This window comes from Mucilaginibacter sp. BGA-UO-ETr-C110, from assembly GCF_059567985.1.
This window is the reverse complement of record NZ_JCAQPB010000002.1, coordinates 2,994,283-3,015,404: the sequence shown is the minus strand read 5'-3', so window position 1 is coordinate 3,015,404 and position 21,122 is coordinate 2,994,283. Positions and strand designations below refer to the sequence as shown.

At 38.3% G+C, this 21,122-nt stretch carries 26 protein-coding genes; 15 read left to right on the top strand and 11 right to left on the bottom strand.

Features of this window, described 5'->3' with window-relative positions; genetic code table 11:
• Window positions 1-96 precede the first annotated feature (96 nt).
• The 4 genes from AC57BQ_RS13300 to AC57BQ_RS13285 form a co-directional block, all read right to left on the bottom strand.
• Window positions 97-540 carry a hypothetical protein gene (locus AC57BQ_RS13300; protein ID WP_496406735.1) on the bottom strand — a complete coding sequence of 148 codons (444 nt, stop codon included), beginning with the start codon at window positions 538-540 and terminating at the stop codon, window positions 97-99.
• Window positions 541-788: 248 nt separating this feature from the next.
• Window positions 789-1,529: a hypothetical protein gene (locus AC57BQ_RS13295; protein ID WP_496406734.1), complete on the bottom strand. Its 741-nt coding sequence runs from the start codon at window positions 1,527-1,529 to the stop codon at window positions 789-791.
• Window positions 1,530-1,614: 85 nt separating this feature from the next.
• Window positions 1,615-2,868: a PBSX family phage terminase large subunit gene (locus AC57BQ_RS13290; protein WP_496406733.1), complete on the bottom strand. Its 1,254-nt coding sequence runs from the start codon at window positions 2,866-2,868 to the stop codon at window positions 1,615-1,617.
• A 296-nt stretch (window positions 2,869-3,164) separates the two neighbouring features.
• Complete coding sequence (locus tag AC57BQ_RS13285) at window positions 3,165-3,626, bottom strand: hypothetical protein (RefSeq protein WP_496406732.1); 462 nt, start codon at window positions 3,624-3,626, stop codon at window positions 3,165-3,167.
• A gap of 494 nt (window positions 3,627-4,120) precedes the next feature.
• On the opposite strand from AC57BQ_RS13285, the gene AC57BQ_RS13280 reads away from it, so the two are divergent.
• The 3 genes from AC57BQ_RS13280 to AC57BQ_RS13270 all read left to right on the top strand — a co-directional run bounded on the left by AC57BQ_RS13280 (window position 4,121) and on the right by AC57BQ_RS13270 (window position 6,570).
• Window positions 4,121-5,338: a BamA/TamA family outer membrane protein gene (locus tag AC57BQ_RS13280; protein ID WP_496406731.1), complete on the top strand. Its 1,218-nt coding sequence runs from the start codon at window positions 4,121-4,123 to the stop codon at window positions 5,336-5,338.
• 168 nt (window positions 5,339-5,506) lie between these two features.
• Window positions 5,507-6,103 (top strand): hypothetical protein, encoded by a 597-nt coding sequence (locus AC57BQ_RS13275; RefSeq protein ID WP_496406730.1) that lies wholly within the window; start codon window positions 5,507-5,509, stop codon window positions 6,101-6,103.
• Between the two features lie 164 nt (window positions 6,104-6,267).
• A complete protein-coding gene (locus AC57BQ_RS13270) occupies window positions 6,268-6,570 on the top strand; it encodes an RNA recognition motif domain-containing protein (RefSeq protein WP_090466339.1) in 303 nt (100 codons plus the stop codon).
• 94 nt (window positions 6,571-6,664) lie between these two features.
• On the opposite strand, the gene AC57BQ_RS13265 is transcribed toward AC57BQ_RS13270, so the two are convergent.
• Window positions 6,665-7,018 carry a hypothetical protein gene (locus tag AC57BQ_RS13265; RefSeq protein ID WP_496406729.1) on the bottom strand — a complete coding sequence of 118 codons (354 nt, stop codon included), beginning with the start codon at window positions 7,016-7,018 and terminating at the stop codon, window positions 6,665-6,667.
• An 836-nt stretch (window positions 7,019-7,854) separates the two neighbouring features.
• On the opposite strand from AC57BQ_RS13265, the gene AC57BQ_RS13260 reads away from it, so the two are divergent.
• Window positions 7,855-8,160, top strand: a complete 306-nt coding sequence (locus AC57BQ_RS13260; protein ID WP_496406728.1) for a hypothetical protein — start codon at window positions 7,855-7,857, stop codon at window positions 8,158-8,160.
• A gap of 58 nt (window positions 8,161-8,218) precedes the next feature.
• Here AC57BQ_RS13260 and AC57BQ_RS13255 read toward each other — a convergent pair whose 3' ends face one another.
• Complete coding sequence (locus AC57BQ_RS13255) at window positions 8,219-8,920, bottom strand: S24 family peptidase (RefSeq protein WP_496406727.1); 702 nt, start codon at window positions 8,918-8,920, stop codon at window positions 8,219-8,221.
• A gap of 430 nt (window positions 8,921-9,350) precedes the next feature.
• Between AC57BQ_RS13255 and AC57BQ_RS13250 the strand changes: the two genes are divergently transcribed.
• Window positions 9,351-9,764, top strand: a complete 414-nt coding sequence (locus tag AC57BQ_RS13250) for a hypothetical protein (RefSeq protein ID WP_496406726.1) — start codon at window positions 9,351-9,353, stop codon at window positions 9,762-9,764.
• A gap of 153 nt (window positions 9,765-9,917) precedes the next feature.
• Here the strand turns inward: AC57BQ_RS13250 and AC57BQ_RS13245 are convergent, their stop codons facing one another.
• Window positions 9,918-10,256 (bottom strand): hypothetical protein, encoded by a 339-nt coding sequence (locus AC57BQ_RS13245; RefSeq protein WP_496406725.1) that lies wholly within the window; start codon window positions 10,254-10,256, stop codon window positions 9,918-9,920.
• 223 nt (window positions 10,257-10,479) lie between these two features.
• Here AC57BQ_RS13245 and AC57BQ_RS13240 point away from each other — a divergent pair, with 223 nt between their 5' ends.
• Both AC57BQ_RS13240 and AC57BQ_RS13235 read left to right on the top strand, forming a co-directional pair.
• The gene (locus AC57BQ_RS13240) at window positions 10,480-10,788 is read left to right on the top strand and encodes a hypothetical protein (protein ID WP_496406724.1); all 309 of its coding nucleotides are present in this window, start codon (window positions 10,480-10,482) and stop codon (window positions 10,786-10,788) included.
• Between the two features lie 98 nt (window positions 10,789-10,886).
• On the top strand, window positions 10,887-11,246 hold the full coding sequence (locus tag AC57BQ_RS13235; RefSeq protein ID WP_496406723.1) for a hypothetical protein: 360 nt from the start codon (window positions 10,887-10,889) through the stop codon (window positions 11,244-11,246).
• Window positions 11,247-11,321: 75 nt separating this feature from the next.
• Here the strand turns inward: AC57BQ_RS13235 and AC57BQ_RS13230 are convergent, their stop codons facing one another.
• Window positions 11,322-13,553: a tetratricopeptide repeat protein gene (locus tag AC57BQ_RS13230; protein WP_496406722.1), complete on the bottom strand. Its 2,232-nt coding sequence runs from the start codon at window positions 13,551-13,553 to the stop codon at window positions 11,322-11,324.
• 659 nt (window positions 13,554-14,212) lie between these two features.
• On the opposite strand from AC57BQ_RS13230, the gene AC57BQ_RS13225 reads away from it, so the two are divergent.
• The 5 genes from AC57BQ_RS13225 (at window position 14,213) to AC57BQ_RS13205 (ending at window position 17,019) form a co-directional block, all read left to right on the top strand.
• On the top strand, window positions 14,213-14,803 hold the full coding sequence (locus tag AC57BQ_RS13225) for a TetR/AcrR family transcriptional regulator (protein WP_496406721.1): 591 nt from the start codon (window positions 14,213-14,215) through the stop codon (window positions 14,801-14,803).
• Between the two features lie 51 nt (window positions 14,804-14,854).
• Window positions 14,855-15,223 (top strand): VOC family protein, encoded by a 369-nt coding sequence (locus tag AC57BQ_RS13220; RefSeq protein WP_496406720.1) that lies wholly within the window; start codon window positions 14,855-14,857, stop codon window positions 15,221-15,223.
• 43 nt (window positions 15,224-15,266) lie between these two features.
• On the top strand, window positions 15,267-15,548 hold the full coding sequence (locus AC57BQ_RS13215; protein WP_496406719.1) for a YciI family protein: 282 nt from the start codon (window positions 15,267-15,269) through the stop codon (window positions 15,546-15,548).
• A gap of 258 nt (window positions 15,549-15,806) precedes the next feature.
• The gene (locus AC57BQ_RS13210) at window positions 15,807-16,031 is read left to right on the top strand and encodes a hypothetical protein (RefSeq protein ID WP_496406718.1); all 225 of its coding nucleotides are present in this window, start codon (window positions 15,807-15,809) and stop codon (window positions 16,029-16,031) included.
• 292 nt (window positions 16,032-16,323) lie between these two features.
• On the top strand, window positions 16,324-17,019 hold the full coding sequence (locus tag AC57BQ_RS13205) for a hypothetical protein (RefSeq protein ID WP_496406717.1): 696 nt from the start codon (window positions 16,324-16,326) through the stop codon (window positions 17,017-17,019).
• Window positions 17,020-17,035: 16 nt separating this feature from the next.
• On the opposite strand, the gene AC57BQ_RS13200 is transcribed toward AC57BQ_RS13205, so the two are convergent.
• Complete coding sequence (locus AC57BQ_RS13200) at window positions 17,036-17,863, bottom strand: alpha/beta fold hydrolase (RefSeq protein ID WP_496406716.1); 828 nt, start codon at window positions 17,861-17,863, stop codon at window positions 17,036-17,038.
• Between the two features lie 231 nt (window positions 17,864-18,094).
• Between AC57BQ_RS13200 and AC57BQ_RS13195 the strand changes: the two genes are divergently transcribed.
• On the top strand, window positions 18,095-18,913 hold the full coding sequence (locus AC57BQ_RS13195) for an N-acetylmuramoyl-L-alanine amidase family protein (RefSeq protein ID WP_496406715.1): 819 nt from the start codon (window positions 18,095-18,097) through the stop codon (window positions 18,911-18,913).
• Window positions 18,914-18,983: 70 nt separating this feature from the next.
• On the opposite strand, the gene AC57BQ_RS13190 is transcribed toward AC57BQ_RS13195, so the two are convergent.
• A complete protein-coding gene (locus AC57BQ_RS13190) occupies window positions 18,984-19,448 on the bottom strand; it encodes a hypothetical protein (protein WP_496406714.1) in 465 nt (154 codons plus the stop codon).
• Window positions 19,449-19,658: 210 nt separating this feature from the next.
• Between AC57BQ_RS13190 and AC57BQ_RS13185 the strand changes: the two genes are divergently transcribed.
• Window positions 19,659-19,880 (top strand): hypothetical protein, encoded by a 222-nt coding sequence (locus AC57BQ_RS13185; RefSeq protein WP_496406713.1) that lies wholly within the window; start codon window positions 19,659-19,661, stop codon window positions 19,878-19,880.
• Window positions 19,881-20,063: 183 nt separating this feature from the next.
• The gene (locus AC57BQ_RS13180; RefSeq protein ID WP_496406712.1) at window positions 20,064-20,639 is read left to right on the top strand and encodes a YceI family protein; all 576 of its coding nucleotides are present in this window, start codon (window positions 20,064-20,066) and stop codon (window positions 20,637-20,639) included.
• Between the two features lie 75 nt (window positions 20,640-20,714).
• On the opposite strand, the gene AC57BQ_RS13175 is transcribed toward AC57BQ_RS13180, so the two are convergent.
• Complete coding sequence (locus tag AC57BQ_RS13175; protein ID WP_496406711.1) at window positions 20,715-21,110, bottom strand: hypothetical protein; 396 nt, start codon at window positions 21,108-21,110, stop codon at window positions 20,715-20,717.
• Window positions 21,111-21,122 lie beyond the last annotated feature (12 nt).

Below are 21,122 nucleotides of genomic sequence, written 5' to 3'. Positions count from 1 at the left end.
GAAATGACGAAAATTTAGTCCCCAGGTATTTTTAAATCCGGTGGGTCATAGTTGAGACAAAAAAATCACTAATTCAATAACTCATTAATTCAATAATTAAAAAGTATCAAAGTACATGGTTGACAGAGAAATAGTTAAACCGATACCAGTAGTATTAGCGTCGAATTTATTATAAACCGGCTGGCATTTAGCCTTGCTGCCCGCCTTGATGCGGAAGTACCGGCCGTCGCCATCGCGGTATTTGGCGGCTTTCACAATAAACTCATTGGCCAGGCGCAAAGCCTGGTTTACAAAAGTTTCGTTTTCTGCCGTGTACTGCCCAAATTCAGTCTGGTAAAGGAATTCGATATAGGCGGTAAAAACATTATCGACAGAACCATTAACCTGCGGCGATACATCAATGGGCTGCAAGGGATACATAAATACACAAGGAAATACCGCTACATCATCGGCAAGAGTGTTAAGTTCTGTTTGTGTACCATAGGCAAACGTTGGGCTGCCTGTAAGGGTTTGTACTATAGCTTCTATCTGATTGCGCATAAGGTTTAATTATTGAATTAGTGATTTATTGAATTAGTGAATGGTTAATTGAGTTAAGTGGTTGGTTTAGTGTATGATGAGTTTTTTGGGTGCATCGATTGTCATTGTTCAGAACCACTCACTTATTCAACTCAATCAACCACTCACTACCTCACTATACTTCCGTTGATATTCCGCTTCGGTTTTATTGAGCAGGAGTTTGGTGAGCACGCGTTCATAAGGCATGTTCATGATGATATCCCATTTGGTTATATCGCCGCCGGCCAGTGAGTTGATGGTATTGATGTACTTGAATTTCTCGAACGACTGGATGCCCGCCCGTTTTTCCAGCGCTGTAGGAGCCGATGCCAGCAACTCGTTTTCAATCTCGATAAGCTGGGATAACAGGAAAAAAAATGCCGCGCGATGGGCAGTGCCTCCGTTACCCGCATTTTTTTTATTTCGTTGCAAAATTCCTCGGCCTGGTATTCATTGTACTTTTGCCCGGTGGCCCGGCAAAAAAAGTAATGGGCCAGCACCTGGCAACAGGCGCTTAACGACGGGTTAAAACGTTCCTGCCAGTCTTCGTCGCCATGCTGTTTAATGTGGTTGTTAATTTCCTCGGCAATAATGTCCCTGGCTGCCATAAATGCCCCGGCTGGTTCAACCGAAAGGTCATGGCTTACTTTTACATTTTTCCGCACCTGCTTGGCTTGTGCATCATGTAAAATAAAAACGACCTCTTTGGGTATTACTTCGCTGTTGTACAGGTGTTTGATCTGCTGCGACAGGGCTAATATCGTCTCGGTAAATACCTGGAAATCGCCAATGCTCTTTACGTTGTATAATTCATCGACAGCAATACCCGAAAGTATACTGATAGCTTCTATATCATTCAGATCCGGCTTTTGCTGCATGGCCATTATTTGCCCGAGTATTATCTCGTTTAGCTCCGTGGGAATTTTTACCGATAATTTACCGGTGGTTGTTTTGAGTGTCTTTTCGATCATAGGTTTTTATGGTTAATGGTTCATAGTTGATGGTTCATGGTTTTTATAGTTGATAATCCATGAACTATGAACCATCAACTATGAACTACCAACCAATCAGTTGTTCAAAAATTCCAGCTGCGGAATGAAGCCTGGGCGCAAAAGGCAAACGTGATTTCAGCCTGCCTTCGCTGCTGATCTTCAGTTTATTTAAGGCCACATAACGCAGGGGATCTATCAGGTGGTTCCATTTATCAACAGGTTGGTTAATGGTTTTGCCCGATTGATCTACACGCCATTTATAGCGGTTAAGCTCATTGCGTAAGTTGACGCTGTTGCGGGTTACATTTATTTTGTAACGTTTAAGTATGTCGATAGAGTTTTTAATACTATCGGCACCTTTTTTAGCGCCGCTGACATACCACCCCATGCGTTTAAGATCTTCTATTGATTTGGGTTCGGCGCTATCGGCAATGATCTCCGTTCTTTTATTTACACCGCATGCTTTAAGTCTTTCAGCAATATCGGTATTGGTTAAGCCGGTTTCATAAAACAGTTCGTTAACCCAGAGTTCACCATTTTGCCGGTACACTAGCAGGCAACCGGTTTGATCGTTGGTAAAGCCAAAATCGAGGCCCGCAGCAATTAAACGGGCATCATCGGGAATCTGGCTGCAAAGGTACCAGTTGTTAAATATTAGGCCGGTGATCTTGCCGGTAATGCCACGGGCATATACTTTCCACAATTCTATATCATCTTTCTTTAATGATTCGATCTTATCCCGCATGGATTGATCAAGATAGGGGTTATGCCGGTGATCAGAAATGATCAACTGTACATTGGGTTGTCCTATCAGCTTTTCATGTACCCAAAAGCCTGTATTGGGATTGTAATCAATAAAAACGCGCCGTTTGGTACGCAGTGCCAGCTCATGGTAAACATCCCAGGTTATGCCATTAGCCTCGTTCACAAATAGATAGTCACGTTTTCCAGACTTGGCGTCCTGTTGGTTATCGTAGCTCTTGAACTCGATAATGGAGCCATTATTAAACTCAAATACCCTGTCGGTTTTATTGAAATTTTTTACCGCGCTTTGTAAGGCTGTAGATTCCTGGTAGATGTTTAAAGCATCGCGCAGGGCCCCGGCTTTCAGATTTGGTATATCCTGGGCCACTACGGTTATCACTAATTTGGAGGTCTGGCATGCCAGGCAAAACAGAACCTGTTCAATGGCGTAAGTCTTGCCCGAACTGGTACCGCCCTGGTTCACGATCACCTGGGCATTGGAGAAATAGTTTTGCCCAAAAAGGACCGACCCTCCAAAACCGTTAAACGGAGGAGCATTGATGTCATTCATCATGATGTATAGCGTTAAGAAGTTTTTTAGTAAAACCCATCGCCAGAGGTGACAAAGGGTTTATTATGTTAATAATGCCATTTGGCATAAATGAATTCAAATATACTAATAAAATTAGTCAAATCAAAATGTATTTGAGATTTCGGAGCAAGGATTTTGGGAACAAGGAGCAAGGATAGGAAAATTAAGGATAACGAGAAATGAAAATCTCCAATCCATATAGCAATATCTTGGCTCCTTGTTCCCAAAATCTTTGCTCCAAGAGTCCTTACTCTTTGCTCCAAAAATCCTTGCTCCAATTAAAGAATCACTTCCTTTTCACTGCCCACAGGTAGGGGACCGGTGTTTAGGATTTCCACTTTGAGGTTATTATCGGTTTTGACAGGCTTTTGTACTTCAGGTTTATCATTCCAGCCCAGGGTTTTAAGCGCGAATATAACCCCGGTGGGTGTTTGGTATAAGCGTGATTCATAAGCGGCTTCTAAGCGCAGGCGTCCGCGTTTTAATACATGGGCATGTTTGCCGCTAACCTCATAAGCTTCAAACTCCTGCTTACTGCTAAAACCCAGGAACAGTGCCATACCCGCAATGGTGGCGGCTATTGGCTCACGATCCCAAACTTTTTGTGCTGTTAGGGTAGGATCTTTTCCCTTGACTGGTTTTTGTTCGATATGGGATGTACCCTCAATGTGTTTAAAATATTGATCAATACGGTTGGCTAATACCGCCGCCGATTTTGAATAATAGGCATGAATTTTCATAAATTAATGTTTGAATTGGTGAGCAAAGATTTTTAGAGTAAGGATTTTTGGAACAAAGAGCAAGGATTCCTGAATCGTGCAAACAGGTTTCACCATTTAGTCTTTGCTCCAAAAATCTTTACGCTAAAGAATATGATATTAATTCCGATTGGAATAATCACAAGCAAATGTCGGGAATAAATTTATAAAATGCTAATTTTTTTGGTAATTTATTGTAAAAGACTGATAAGAAGACTGCTAATTTTTTGAAGACCTCATCTGCGCCGATGTATGACGAATGCCCATAAAATGTAAGCTAGCCAATGTGCTTTATATTTTGGAAAATAAGGACTTCTAACGCAAAATTTAGCTGTAATCTTTGTTTGATACCTGTCAAATTAGTTTATTAAACCAACCATTTGGCTTATTATTTTTATTATTGCAGCTGATAACCATTTATCTACCCTGGTACTATCGTAATGCGCCTACAAAAAATACTCGTTCTGATTTTTACTTTGGCAGTCTTCTTTTTCGGTAATGAAAAAGTATATGCGCAGGATAAGCGGTATATTCCTCTGGGGCATCCCAAATTTAAAGATACCCTGATAGTGGCCCATCCGGATACCACTTTTGAAAAAGATATTTTTGATGTTATCAAATCAATATTTGATAAAAACTACAAAGAAAGCAAGGCCGACTCGGTGACCACAAAACCGGTGTTCTCCATTGTGCCCGCGATAGGTTACACCTTGCAAACAGATCTGGCGGGTACCTTATCGGGCAATGTGGTTTTTAGAACGGCCCCAAATACCCGTATCTCTACCATTACTATCAACCCGGCATATACTCAAAAAAAGCAGGTGATCATACCCTTGTTGTCGAACATATGGACAAAAAACAACAAGTATGATTTCATTGGCGATTTCAGGTTTTACAAATATCCACAAAGCACTTATGGCCTGGGAAGCCATTCCAATCTGGCCGATGAAAACCCGCTTGATTATTCCTTCTTTCGATTTTCGGAAACGGTATTGAAACAAATATCCGGCAATTTTTACGCTGGCTTGGGCTATATTTTTGATGATCGCTGGAACATGTCTGAGAAAGGGCAATTTAACGGCGGTGTATCTGATTATAAAAGATACGGGCCTATTGCCCGCTCCATTTCAACTGGTGTTACATTTAATGCCCTGTTTGACAGCCGGGATAATTCTATAAATCCTTCCCGGGGTTTCTATGCGTCGATGCAATACCGTGATAATTATTCCTTTTTGGGTAGTACATCTCCCTGGCGCTCCTTAATTATCGACATACGTAAGTATTATAAACTCCCGGCGGAGTCTGATAATGTATTGGCCTTTTGGTCATACGATTGGCTGGTCATCAACGGGCGTCCCGCTTACCTCGACTTGCCGGCTACCGGCTACGATCCCAGTAACACAACGGGCCGGGGATATATCCAGGGAAGATTCAGGGGCGCGCAAATGGTTTACCTGGAAAGCGAATACCGTTTTAGGATCACCCGCAACGGGTTATTAGGTGGCGTAGCTTTCATCAACGCGCAGTCATTCTCGGCTGCTCCGGGCTCCGGCTTGCAAAGTATTCAGCCCGGTTTTGGCCCAGGTTTGCGAATCAAGCTCAATAAAGTATCCAAAACCAACATCGCTATTGATTATGGTTTCGGTCGCGAGGGCTCCAGGGGCTTGTTCATCAATGTCGGCGAAGTATTTTAGAGATATTATTTTACGATTATCTTTTTTATAGAACCGCAAATACAATATTTTTTGCGAGGTTAATAATAATGGCTATTAATTGTAAAAAAATGTTAAATTTTTGTTTAACGCTATTAAATTGATAAAATTAAAACTATTTATTATTAAATTTAGCCATCATATTAGCCTATGAACAGTATTCGGTTTACTAAATGGTTATTTTCTGCCCTTTTGCTCATCTTGGTGACTATTTCGTCATGCCAGAAAGATGAGAATGTAAAGAGTATGGATTCCACTAAGTCAATCGCCGCTGCCGATAGCGCTTCCACCATGAGCATTACTAATGGCCCTGGTAACTTTTTAGCTGGTAAAGGAACGCTAAAGATCACCATTGAAGATTCCACTTATACTTTTGACGCAGCTACAGACTCCGTAGCATTTATTAATGTGAATAGTGGTGATAGTAAATATTTTGGCATTACGGCTATAAACAAGGCTCATACCATGAGTTTCGGCATCAGTTCTGCCGGTTTTGCTGCGGCTAATATTGATAATAAAGTAGCTGGTAGTCAGTTTCTTTTCAAATTAGATGAGAAAAACCCTGTATTGCAATATACTTTAACTAAATACGGAGGCAAAGATGATTCCGGAAAGATCAGTATTGAAAAGTACAATAATGATAATCTGATAGCTAAGGGAACTTTCTTTACCTTTTTAGCCAAGGACGATAAAGCTAATTCGCCTTTTTACAGGGTGGAGGGTAGTTTTGAACTTCAACTTAAATAATTTAACTCCTCATAACTGTTTCCCTAGATTTTTAGTATAATCTTTTAAAAATTTCCTTTGCGTAATTTAAAGGTAAAAAAGACTAACATATCCACTTCTGCTTTACGTGCATGCCCAAAATGTGGCTCTTTTTTTGTACCTTTACGGAAATTTTAAGGAGATTAATGAAAGTATTTATAGCAGGGCTTCCTCTAGAAGTAGATGAAGCCGAATTAACAGCTGTTTTTGGTGATTTTGGGCCGGTTAAATCGCTCAGGATCATTAAGGATCGCGAAACAAAAGAGAGTAGGGGATTTGGCTTTGTAGAAATGGTTAATGATAATGAGGCGAAAGAAGCCATAAGGTGCATGAATGGTGCAAGTTATTATGGTCGCCGTATTACCGTTAATATTGCTGAAGACAAAGGACCTGGCTTTAATGGCGGTGGTAATAGCACTGCAGGAAAAGGCAGCTTTAAACGTAATTAAGCCAGAAGTAAGAATATTCTTTTTTTGATATAAGCCGGAATGTTCCGGCTTTTTTTATGCCCCTCCGATTTTATTATTTATACTATTCTTGATATTAATATGCCTGAATCATTGATGAACTACTGATATTGAGGGTGTCCAATAAATAGTCAAGCCTTAAATTTAACTCGTTAAGCGGTATTTGGCCACTTTCAAATGCGGTAGTAAGCAAATCTAATTCTGCGGAGATATTGGGCTTTTCGATACCAAAGTCAGCAGTCGTATTGTTTAGCTGTTGCTGATTCTCTAACACATTAATTTTGTATTCAGCAGCAGTAAGTAGGTAGATTTGTTGTACATCGCTGGTGTACAGGTGATTGCTTATCTTACTTTCCTGTTGCTTATTAAATGCAACTAAAAGTATCGCAGCAATAATAGCGGTAATTACAAACATCATTACAGGTTCCATCTTCTTAGTTTTATAATTTAGGTGACTGTAGCGGGATGCTATCAGCAATTTATTAAATAAATATATGAGTATTATATCTTACTTATTACTGCAATGTTGATAAATCGAACAAATGTTGATAAGTATTTAATTTTTGCCTTTTGGTTAAAAAAAACAAACATTTATTTATATGATGAGGTGCTTTATACAGGTGAGGTTAACTTACGATTGGGGAATAGGATGCCTGGGTTATATAATTATAAGCACATTTAAAGTCGCTTTTCATAACAGTAAAATCTCAGCCCAGGTCTAATGCCCAGACCGGTCTCGCCGGTATATGTATAACCCAGTTTAGGAAATAATTTTTGAGTAGCCTGGTTATTGGTATTTGTGTCAATAGTAATATTTTTATATTCCGACTTAGAGCTTCGTGTTCAGCTTGTTGTAATAAGGTGGATGCTATGCCTAATCCCGAAGATGGGTTTAATCCGTTTAACCATCAATAAGGTTTGTGTTGTTTGGTTTTTAGCTGTATGATAACAATCCATATCATAAACAGTAGCATGGTATAAAAGACCATATTCTGTAACTTATTGCCAACACTAAGAAGGCAACCAATGAAATGTAGGGCTTTAGCCAGCATGTCAATTGTGTTGAGTTGAAATTAATAGGTTTTATTGGTCTGTTTTACAGTGGTTTATGATATCAAAAATAGTGAAATTATATTTTAATGTACAAGCTTTTATGCCGGGATCAATATGATGCAGCAAGTCTAAGGTTGTTGAGTGCATGATTATCATTGCATTGTTCATATATTTACTATTAAACGGCAAATAATTACTTTAAATATATTAACTATGACCCTCGTGGAATTTTTAAAATGGCTTAAACGAGAGTCTGAGGATATCGAAAAATTGAATGCACGTAATTATTTTGCTCATTTAGAACAGTTATTTAAAATAGTAGCGTATGATGGTGCGCGTTTAGATAAGAAACACGCCCTTATGATCACAACATACCTGCAATATATCGCCAATACTCAAAGAGATGAATTCAGGAATGATCTGTCTAAAAGTGATTTAGGAGAGATCCTCGAGAGCCTAAAAACAGATTTAGATTGCATGATCTTTCGGATTGAGCAAGGGAGCAAACCACTTATTTAAAGGCATGGCATAAACTATGATAACCTCACCAGTCAACGGTGGGTTTATCTTGTACACATCAGTGATTGTGCTTTTTATGAATGTCTTTTACCAGGCACAGTTTTTTAATATCGGCTATTTTAATGATAAAGGGGGCATACTTAAGCCGGTTTCCTATCATCTCTGTAGTATTATCTGAATGAGCAACTACTTCTTCTGGGCTATCGCCAACTAATAACCTTTTATACATACGATACTCACCCCATTCAATGTAATATACCTCGCCTGGTAGTATTTTTTTATCATGTATTACCTTTAAGGCTACCCAACAGCCATTTTCCAGGTATGGGTACATGGAGTGTCCCCAAACTGGCAGTGCGAAGTCACAGTCTTCAATGCCTGGGAAGTTCATGCGGCCAACCGGCATGGAATCATTAATGTCATTGTAAACTTCAACCCCCGAGGCGGTAGCTGATATTTCATACATCGGGATGCCTTCTTCTGTTCTTTTTTCTGTATTTTTTTCTTGAATTACATCTGTTTTTGCCTCTGAAATAAACTCTGTATATTTTTCTTTAAATATTCTGAGTTTTTCTGGATCTATGTTTTGCCTGCTCTTTATTATTTCAGTGATAGAGCTTGGTGAGTTAAAACCAAGCGCCTCGGATAGCTGAGCGTTTCCCATGAACGCTTTTCCTTTAAGTTGATTGTAGAGTATAATAAACTCTAATGTTTCCGGGCGAATTGTCTTGATCTTGTTGGCTTTTGGGGTATCATCCATGTTGATAACTTTTTAAAGATTATTCTTGATAAAAATAAAGATTATTCTGTATATTTGTCTTGTTGGTTTTACTAAAGTACTACAATTTTTTTCAATAGCAAATATATTTAATACAGAAATTAAAGAATGTTTATTACAGAAAATTTTAGCTATAGGGATCAACTTTCAAGAATACCCAAACCGTAAACAAATTTTTACCATGTATATAGCCTACTCCGCCATTCAAAAGCAAAACGACCATGACCAGCAAAATTCTACAGTTTCTCCGAATCACGAACAGTTTATACGATACCAGGCATATATAGAAACGTGTGCAAAGTATAGTAAAGAAATAGCAGCTATACAGCAATATATACCCGGTTGGACTCCGACCTTCCGATAGTACCTCGTCTGCCAAAAACACCTTATTCAGTAATTAAAAAACAATACAATGATAAAAATCGCACAAAAATTAAAAGACCAACTATGGTGGCTTATTATATCTGTAGATTACGATTATAGCCGGATCGCCATAGCAGACCACGACTTAAACGACGACACGCTTACACTTTGGCTGGAAGATAAACAGGATTACAAAAATTCCTTGGACGAATGCCTGCAGGTAGATATAAAGGCTCGTGAGTTTGCTAAAATAATAAAAGCGGAAGGTTTAAATAGCTATGAAGGGAGTAAGATGCACCCAACCAAAAACTTTGTATACAATGCACGTATTGAAATAAATACTCCATTGAAATGGTATCAGAATGATGCCGCTATAATTGAACAGCAGTGGGCACGTGAAGCTGTTTTAAAAACCATGCTAACTCAACTTGTTGAAACCGAGGCTGCCCGCATTTATGACTAAGATTAATTTTGTGCATTTTATTATGCCAAATGGAATTATGTTCATAATTAACAAGAGCATCTAAGACAGAGTTATTATCCCTGCCTTAGATGCTTTTGACTTAAATAGATATGAATTATGCCTGGCAATAATATAGATCCAAACAGGGATCTATTACTTCACTCTGACCTGCTGTTTTTCTGGTTGTTCTGCTTCTACTAATTCCTCCACCTCGCTGATCGCCTCGGCTGGTTGACTGGCGTAGTTCAGTTTACGGAAGCGCCATTGGGCAAAAGCAGGCTCCTGGAAACGATTGATCAGCTTAAAGAATTTTGGAAAATTGTGAACCTCATCCAATAGCACACCGGTTACTATGCCATTATTATCCAATATTTCGCGGATGGTATATTCCTTATCCTTGGTTATCCAGATCTCAAAATCCCTTCTTATTTCTTCGCTTTTTTCAGGATCGATCCTGTCATTTATGCAAATTACCTTGTCTCCTGGTTTCATGATATATATACTATTTGAGCTGAGCTTTATTGTATCCACAGCCATTATACACTACAAAGTACCGCTTTTTAAATCGGAATTGAAAAAACATCGCCAATAATTCTCCGGTTATTGGGTAGAGTTGTATGTCATAAACTTTGTATTTATCGAATTTATGAGCCATAAGTAACCTATTCGGTAAAAATGTCGTAATAACATATTATAATATAAATGTTTGGAGGCAATGAGCTTTTTTTATTTTTTTCTGATTATAGGTTCGGCAGCAGTTTATCTTATTTTGAGATTTGATAAACAACAACGTCGTAAGCAAAGGGCGCTTTTAAAGCAAACAAATGATGTTCAGCCATTATTACTGATGCAAAGTTTAGGGCAAAAGCTTAACCGGTTAAATAAGGTATTAGTTCAAAATTCCACCGAAAGTGAAATTGGTGATCAGCTTAAAAAAATAAGTACCGATTACAACTGCGGCCGAATCAGTATTCAAGCGTATAATAACCAGCTTAATGAATTACTGCAAAGGGTAGGAGGATGATGATTTATGATGCTGTTATGTATTGAATATGAGTAGTGATGGCAAAGCGTAAATAAATATTTGCCAAATGAACAAATTGTTTATTATTGCAGTTGTATATGTCTGACGAAGCAATAATAAAGCGGTTAAAAGTAATTGTAAAGGAGCACGGCGGGCAACTAGGCCTTGCAGGTGCAATAGGGGTTGACCAAGGTTTTATCAGTAAAGTGATCAATCAAAAACAGGATATCAGTTATTATTTGATCCGCAAGCTTTGCTTTCAACTTAAATACTCGCCGGAGTGGCTTATTTTGGGTACCGGCGAAAAAAAAATAGATAAACCCGAATCAGCCAAACTGATTACCGAGATCCAAATGATGCGTACCGAGGTTGATATTTTGCATGCGCGTATGCGTGCTTATGAATTGGAGATCAAAGAACTGCGTGATCAGTTGCGTATTGATAAAAAAGCCGGATAGTTTAACATCAAGAAACTTGAAATAATAAAAGGCCACCCCAGTACAGGATGGCCTTTTTGTATATTCTTTAAATTTTTACCGGCAATAACGACTTGCTATTATCGAAACTTTTTTTAAACCCAGTTCAATAGCTTTGTTGAAATCGGTACAGGCTTCTGGTTTTTGGTTGAGCGCGGTTTTTATAAGTGCCCTTTGTAAATAGGCCTCTGCATATTTAGGGTTTAGTGTAATAGCTGTAACGCAATCGGCGAGCGCGCCTGCTGCATCATTAAGACTAAGCTTTAACTCAGCCAAATCGGTGTAAACATATGCGCCATCACCAAACTTTAAAGCATTGTCAAAATCCTCCGTTGAACCCTGTTCATCACCCAGTTTATTTTTGGCGACGCTGCTATGAGCATAAGCTTTCGCATTCCTGGGATTGATATAAGTGGCATTATGAAAGTCGTCTGCAGCTCCGGCATAGTCTTTTATGGCTAATTTAACATCACCTCTGAACACAAAGGTTTCGTCATTTGAATAAATAGATACCGCTTTATCCAGATCGGCCATGGCTGCCTTATAGTTTTTTAACCTGGCCTGAATATGACCGCGGTTTTGATATACCACTGCAGATGAATCAGAGGTTGAATCAACTTTTATAGCCGCGCTAAAGTCGGCCAGTGCCCCACTGTTATCCTGAAAGTCGGCACGATTAAGACCGCGTTTTAGCAAAATGGTAATGTTTTTAGGATTTTTAACAATACCTGCATCATAATCGGCCATGGCACCCCGTATATCGCCGGTAGCGGCTTTTGCTTCTCCCCTGAACAGGTAAAAGTTTGAGTTTGCCGGGTTTAAGCTAATGGCAGTTGTAAATAGCGATACACCTTTAGTAGTGTATTTGAAAAAATCAGTTACGCGGCCCAAGCGTGTGTAAACATCCTGGCGCTGTGGCGAAATTGCTAAGAGTTTTTCAAAATCTTTCACAGCCCCGGCCTGATCATTGATCTTATCCTTTTCGATGCCACGGTTTAAATAAGCGTATGTATAATTAGGGTTTACCTGTATGGCTGTAGTATAATCACGAATAGCCGCTTGCCTGTTACCCAGGTTACGGTAAGCATCGCCACGCACCAAATAGGCCTCATCGCTTTTATTATTGATATTGATGGCTTGGGTAAGATCGGCTATTACTCCTGAGGTATCTTTTAAAGCCATTTTTGCCTTGCTGCGACTTATATATGCTTTTAAACTTTGGGGGTTTAATATAATCGCGCTGTCGGCATCTGATTTAGCTCCCTCACCATCATTGAGTTCTAGCTTAACAGAAGAACGGTTTTGGTAAGCATCCGGATTTTTAGGGTCAAGTGCTATAGAATGGTCAAGATCGTTCATAGCACCCTTATAATCTTTCAGATTGCTCCTTACGAGCCCCCGGTATAAATATACATCGGCCCTGTTTGGGTATTGGCTAACGGCTTTATTAAAATAATCAAGGGCTCCTTTGCTATCGCCCATGTTATTTTCGGCATTGGCAAGGTAAAAAAACAGGTTTTTGAGATTAGGATTAAGAGCTGCTGCTTTTTTATAGTCGTCAACCGCGCCTTTATAATCGCCCAGGTTCCCTTTGGTGTTTGCACGGTACAAATATGCCTCGGCATTTTGAGGGCTAAAGGTTAACGTTGTGGTATAATCGGCCACGGCCCCGCTATAATCATTAATACTCGCTTTAGAGTCCGCACGGTATCTGTATAAGTCACCTTTTTGAGGATTAAATTTTATAGCTGTATTATAATCATTAATAGCTCCGGTAAAATCGCCCTTGTTGTTTTTAGCCAGACCTCTGTATTCATATAATTCGGCGTTGTTTGGGCTAAGTTTTAATGCAAAGGAGAAATCTGAAATGGCACCGGCATAATCCTGGAGATTTGATTTGGCACTGCCGCGATATTGGTACATTTTCGCATTCTGCGGTTCAAGGGCAATGGCTTTATTAAAGTCATCAATGGCATTGTGGTAATTGCCAATACTGCTTTCTGAATTAGCCTTATAATAATAAGCTGTCGCGAAATTTGGCCGCAGATTTATAGTTTTAGCATAATCGGCAATTGCAGCTTCATCATTTTTAAGATTACCATAAGCATTTGCACGATAAAAATAAGCCTCACTGTTACTATCATTAAGTTGGATGGCCTTGGTAAATTCCTGTATAGCGGCATTATAATCTTTTGTATTAGCCCTGGCATTTCCATTTTGTATATAAGTACTTGCCGTTTGGGCAAATGTGCTTAATGGAAATAGGATAAGGAGTAAGAATTTTTTCATTTATGAATACTGGTTTGCGAGTTTCAGTAAAACCAATAGAAATATAACAAAGGCCATACCGAAAATAAAAGCGCCTTAAATTTACACTGAATAATGATTTACTAAAGCGGGGCAAAAAAAATGGGGTATAAAAACCCCATAATCAATTTTTTGATCAAATAATGTGGTCCTGTAGATATTAACTTATAGATGCTAAATATTAAGTATTAGAAATACGATGCCTCGTTTGTTTTGTTGGCCTGGTTTTGCTCTCTTTTTTTATTATAGAAAATAAACGCGGTGCAAATCAGGATACAGAAAATTGCTGATGTTTCAATAATGACATGAGTCAATGGAATATGTCCCGGGCTATTGGAGATTAAAATACCGGCATCGGGCAGAAGTAATCCAAATAGTGGAAAACAAAAGAACATTCTCAATATTATTAATTTTTCCATAATTATTAACATTTAGTATGATAATGCTAAGATAAACATTATTTGATTACTATTTGAATAAAAAAACAAATCACTCGTACTACAATTGAGAAGTGAAAATGTTTTTGCTTTTTTTTAATAATTTCTCGGCCCAGGGAGGATGCCATATTTACTTATAGAGCAAGGAAAAAAGAGAAATAAATTTTTAAATGAATGAACGTTCACTTATATTTGTAACGATATATGAGACCACGAGACGAAAATAAAGAGCAACTGATACGCCAAAAAGCCATTGAACTAATAGTTGATAATGGCCTTGACGGTTTTAGTGTAAGTAAACTGGCAAAGGCTGCAGCAGTATCACCGGCTACTATTTATATTTATTACAAGGATAAGGACGATCTGATTACCCGGTTGTGCGTTGAGGTAGCGGGCAAAATGATGGACTTTAGCTTTAAAGATTTTTCGCCGGAAATGGATTTTGCTGCCGGACTTAAAGTACAATGGGTAAACCGGATGAAATATTTCAGCAGTTTTCCAACCGAAATGGAATTCATTGAAATTATGCGGTATACTCATTATTATGAAGAGGTAAGTAAAGCACTTACTATCAACTTTGGATCGGTGTTGGGACCATTTATAGAAAATTCAATTCAAAAAAAGCAATTGATACCACTTCCATTTGAGGTTTACTGGTCAATTGCTTTCGCTCCTTTGTATCAATTAATAAAATACCATCACCAGGGTAATAGTTATGTAAATAACAAATTTAAATTGACCGAAGAGTTAATGATGCAAACTTTGAACCTGGTATTAAAAGCGCTTAAACCTTAAAAAATTTATCTATTTAAATAAACGAACATTCACTTATAAAAAAAATAAACAATGAAACTTAATCATATTAATCTGCCAGTAACCGATGTAGCTGCCAGTATCAGCTTTTTTGAACAATACTTTAATTTTAAATGTACAGAAATAAAAGGCGATAATCTGCTGGCTGTTTTGCAAGGCTCAGATGGCTTTACTCTGGTATTGATGGCTGATAGTTTTAACCGGAATGGCAACACAACATATCCCGACGCGTTCCATATCGGATTTTTTGTTGAAAGCCGCGAACAGGTTACAGATATATATAACCGGTTGCTTGAAGGAGGATACGCCACCGAACATCCTCCGGGTAATTTGCGTGGCAGTTATGGCTTTTACTTTAACGCCCCAGGAAACCTGCTTACAGAAATTACCTGCCAGGTGTAACAATTAATCGAAAGTTAAATCAAAATTTAAATTATTTCATCTTATGACAGAGGCATCAGCTTATAAAGAACCCCATCACGTAATGCTGTTTTTTGAAGAGAAAGAAATAACAAATGCACAGCATAAATGTATTAATGAGCGTATTAGTTATTACGAAAACCTTAAAAAAATGGGTAAGGTACTGTTAAGCGGTAATTTTTGGAATCAGGCCCGTAATTTTATTATCGTATATGTATCGTCTGATACGGAGCTGGAGCAAATTATAGATAATGACCCGGCTGTGCGTAATAATTTGTTTGAATTAGTACGGGCCATGCCTTTTTGATCCTGAGTAAGCCGTATCTTTTTTAATGATATTTTAAATAAATCGATTTATATTCAAAATAACGAATATTTGGAGTGTTTATGCTTAATAATAATGCCAAAATGAAAATATTTATGCAAGTTTTATTCGTAAATATTGAAAATATTTCGACAAGATTTATTAAAATTAACCTACTTGAAATATTATTTTACTTTTTAAGCAAAATAACTTGCATCGTATTCCTAAAAGGTGTAAATTAGGGATATCAAATTGTTAGTTATGGAAGAAATAGCGATTTTTAGAATATTCTCAAGCTTCCCCTTATTGGGATTACTGATTCCTGATCTTTCATCACTATTTATATTCCCGGTGAAGCAAATCTCTGTAACACACCTGTATGTAGAGGGTTTTTTATTGTTAACCATTCTCATTTGTACCATTGGTATCTGGTATCACCAAAAGCAGGAACGAAATAGTGGTATGCAGGTAACAGCGGGTGCCTGATCACTGTTTTTAGCATAAAACAGGTTAACTATGTTTTGAGATATATAATATAAGCCAATTATAAACCTATCCTATTTAATACCCTTATGCCCGGCATATTTAAGCCGGGCTTTATTTTTTGTTGCTACGGTTAAATGATGTAATATTTTTACTTGTAGTGATGAATTGAGGTTTTTTCATATTTTTACTGTAAATGAACCTTGATCAATTTAACCCTTGCAACCCTGGTTTTATGCACTTTAACGCGTATCCGTTTAAAGCCACCCGCTGTTTAAAAGCAGTTTTAATTTTAATGTTTACATGCTTTTTGGGTACAGCCATGGGGCAGCACCGATCGCACGAAGCGTTGACCTGGGGCGGTGGCGGAAGCGGTGGGAGCGGCGGTGATTTTTTTGATTCTGGTTATGGTATCACATTTGGTGTCGGTATTGATGCCCCACAGAATTATTTCAAGGATATTTATAAACCTGCTGCCGCGTTTAATTTAGGCGTGGCGCGTTTTATGGATAAGTTTACCATAAGCCTTAACGTGGGTTTTCATGAATATCAGCCGAAAGATGCTTTTAACTCAGAGAAGGTAGCCATCGAAATTGGGAACGAGCAAGGTAATGGCACTCTGGAGCAAGGGCCAATAGCCGTTTTTTCACCCTATAGAGTGTTTTCAGGTTACGCCAGCATCGTTTATAATATTAATGTGTCAGATGGGGCAAGGCTTTACGGAGGCGCTAATCTTGGTGGTTATTATACAGATTATTCCTATCTGATTTTTGATCCCAATAGCGATCAGGGGGAAACAATAGTTACGCCTGTGCGTAAGTGTTTTTACATGGCTCCCCGTTTAGGGTTGATTTTTACGCTTAGTGACCGCATCGGCGTAAGTATAGAGTCGACCTATAACTTTTATGCGCCACTAAAAAAATCAAACGACAACGGAGGAACATTTTATACCTCAGTAACCGGGTTGGCTTCACTTACCTACAAATTCTAAATGTAAAATTGAAGGCTCATCGTTTATTAAAAGGGGCTGTAAAAAACTCGTCAACTTTTTTGTTGAACTCGTCTCTGTGCTCAATCAGTGTGCCATGGCCGGAGTTAGGCACTATCCATAAATAAGCATTGGGGATGTTTTGCGAAATAAGCACCGTGTGCTGCGTAGGGATCAGGTCATGATCGCCACCTATAATCAATGAAGGACATTTGATGGTTTTTAAGGCCGAAAGCTTGATATTGGGCTGAAACCAATCGAGCAGAAATATCTTCCAGTCGTTTTTTTCTTTTGCTGTTTTAAATACCGTATTCTTTTTGGCTTCATAATCCTTTTGTTCCTGTTTCCAGTAGGAGGGGATAAGCCCTGTTGAATCGGGCCATAAATTGGCGCCCGTTGATGCCAACTTGATCACTTTATCCGGATGGCGCATGGCCAGTTCAAGCGCATTAATACCGCCATCGCTCCAACCAATCACGTAGGCCGAATCGATATGCATAGCGTCAAGTAAACCGGCAAAGTCATCAGCCATCATTTCAAAACTCAAAGAATCGCGATCATCTTTTGATTTACCATGTGCCCGACTGTCAACAGCAATAACTTTATATTTCTTCGCAAAGTAAGGGATAGTATTAGCAAAATTGCCCATACTGCCTCCGTTGCCATGTATCAAAAGTAATGGTTTGCCGGCGCCATAAACTTCGGTGTACAGCTTTATGCCCCGTACATTATAGTATTTACCCACAGCAGCATTATCACCATATGGCGTTTTTACTTGAGCGCTACATTCGGAAAATATCCATAATAAGCCGGCAAATAATAGATAAAGTGATTTTTGAATTTTCATAAAGGTTAACAATCAAGGATGTAGTCTGCAGATAAATTGGGTGTGCCGACGGTATAAATGTATAATTACTTTGAATATATAATTGCTGAAAATATAAAAAACTGTGCTAACACGTTAAGTAATATTACCTTTGCAATATTAATTTAAATACTTTTAAACTATACGCGTAAAACAATATCCTACTAAATGTAATTAGATAGAAATGTTTTACCACCTATACCAATATATTTCATGCCTGCCATTTGCCTAAAAAGTAATTATATAGCTTTTCTTCTTTTTTTTATACCTGGCTTACTTACCGTCAGCGCCTCTTTTGCGCAGCAAGATGTTACTAGCAGAAGCACTTTTAAATTTAAAACCGTAATTGTTGATGCTGGCCATGGTGGTAAAGATCCGGGAGCACATGGCTCTTATTCAAAAGAAAAAAGCATAGCTCTTAGTATTGCTAAGAAACTGCGTGACCTTATTAATGACGAAATGAGCGGCGTTAAGGTGGTCATGACCCGAAGTACTGATGTTTTTATTGAGTTGCATAAGCGTGCGGATATAGCTAATGATAATCATGGTAACCTGTTTATATCTATACATTGTAACTCGTCGCCTCAAAAGCATAGTACAGAGCGGGGGCCCTTGTTGCTGGTTTATGGTTTTCACCGGAGTCAAGAACAACGGGAGGCCTTGCGCGAAAATGCCTCTATTTATATTGAGAAGGATTATAAGGATAAGTATAATGGCTATGGCAGTGATGCGGTTGTAAATACAATTGTATTGAATGCTTTTCAGCAAAAGTATCGCAAGCAAAGTATTCAATTTGGCGACCTGGTTGATCGGGAATTTAAAAAAACAGATGGCCGGCACACTCATGGCGTAAAGGAACAGGGGGTATTGGTATTAGCACAAAGTGGCATGCCCGCGGTATTAGTGGAAACCGGTTTTATTAATAATACTGCCGATGAGGAATACCTTAATTCCAATACTGGTCAAAATGAAATAGCCCGATCGATTTTAAGGGCCCTGAAACAATATCGTGATAATCTGGAAGGAAGATAGTTGTATTTAATTATTACTTTAACAAGAAAGCCGGGCCATAAAGGCCCGGCTTTCTTGTTAAAGATTTAATTTACTGTTTAAGTTTGACATACTTCAAGGTACCTCCGGAAGTAACTGTAAGCGTATCCAAGGTACTGTTTATTTTGTACGGTACCTTATCAAACAAGAGCTGGCTTATAGGAGTACCGCTGCTATTGGGATCTGCTGAATTTGATTTTTGGGTTAAGTTAACATAGATTAAAGTGCCATCGGTATTATACGTTGCTCTATAAAACGTGCTGGTTGGACTTGTTGCTACAAGAGTTGCATAAACATCGGTTTGCAAAGTTGAAAACTGACCTTCATAAAAAGCAATTGTTTGAACACTATCACCCAGTGGGGCACGGTGTATGACCCTTTTCCATGCACCATGCAGGTTTACATCTTCTGTGGCATCAGGAAGTTCGCTCTTTTTAGTACATGATTGTATAGCTGTGATCAATCCTAATGAAACAACCAGCATGGCTGCTTTTGTATAATAACTCTTAATGTTCATAGTAACTCTTTAAGTTTACAAATTTTGCGTTTTTTAATTAATTATTGAAAACGTAACATTGTTGGTTTTAAAAAGTTTTCACAAAGGGCAAATTTTATTATCGTTTTATGCACATGGTGATGCGTTTTGATCTGTGCATTAATCACCTAGATTAATTTTTACCAAAGCTTTTTAAAATGTTAACTTAGCATAACGTCAAGTTCAAATAGCTTGGAATCTTTTGTAATAACCATCAATAATGTAGATTATCAGGTGAGCCTTCATTCGGCATTCCCCAGGTTATTCGATGTTTATAATAAAAACATTAATTATACCATCGGCAAAACAGATGCCGGTAATTGGGTTTATATCAAGCATGAACCACTATCGGCGATTATACCGCTTGAGCAGATTGGAATGGCCATTGATGACCATTTACCCGACGAGCAATAGAGGTATCTCAATCGGGGTAAGTATCTTTGTTATTGATATGTACCGACATAAAGCCCACTAAAATAGTAGAGATTTGTCATTAAATTTCAATAAAAAGATGTTTAAACATTTATTTTAAAAAAGATCGATTTCAAATATATACTTTTGGCGCATAAACAAAAGAAATTAAAAAAAATTAACACAATGAAAAAGATCTTTATCCTGTTAGCCTCAGCATTTTTGTATACGGCTGCATCGGCACAAACAACCTGGACTGCTGACAAAAACCACTCAAACGTTAAGTTTACAGTAACTCACTTATTGGTAAATGACGTTGACGGTACTTTTAAAAACTTTGATGCAGCTATAATCGCAGCAAAACCGGATTTTAGCGATGCTAAAGTTACCTTTTCTGTACAAACAGCTTCTTTAAGTACCGAAAATGAGAATCGCGATAAGCACCTTTCAAGTGCCGATTTTTTTGACGTTGCCAATAAACCAACCATTACTTTCACCAGTACAGGTATCACCAAAACATCTGATAAACATTATGCGGTAAAGGGCAACCTTACTTTAGTAGGTGTTACTAAACCGGTTACATTTGATTTATGGTACCGTGGTACTATTACCAACCCAATGAGCAAGGCTGATGATGCAGGTTTCCAGTTAACCGGTGTTATCAAACGTTCTGATTTTAATTTTGGTAGTAAATTTGGCGCGGCTATGTTAAGCGACGAAGTAACTATTAAAGCTAACGGCGAATTCGCTAAAGCTAAATAATCTTAATCAACAGATATTAACGCAACGGCGTGCTCATATAAGTGGGTACGCCGTTTGTTTTTACTAATAATTGTCTTAATCGTCGGCTAGGAGTTGTTTCAGGGTATCAAACCAAAGCTGGTTTTTGGTGCCGAAAAAGCCGTTGTCGATCATGAGGTATATCGTATTGTGCCCATCGGCAACTTTGTAGCGGAGCCTTAGAGGCTGCCAAAACGTACCATTATTTTTGATGAGCGAACGTTTGTATACTTCGTCAAACCCCAGGTAAACCTGTTCCAATTGGTTTAAAGGGATATTTAAATAGTTATAACCATCAATCACCAGGGTGCCGGAGGTTAATATAATTTCCCCTTCGCGATGATGAGGGGGCGGAGTAAGCGAAAAAAGCCCTCCAGCCGCGTCAATTAATGTGCATGCTGCAATTTCATGATCATAGCTCCACATCGCCTTACCTATTTGTAAAATTTGCATCGTTTAAATTTC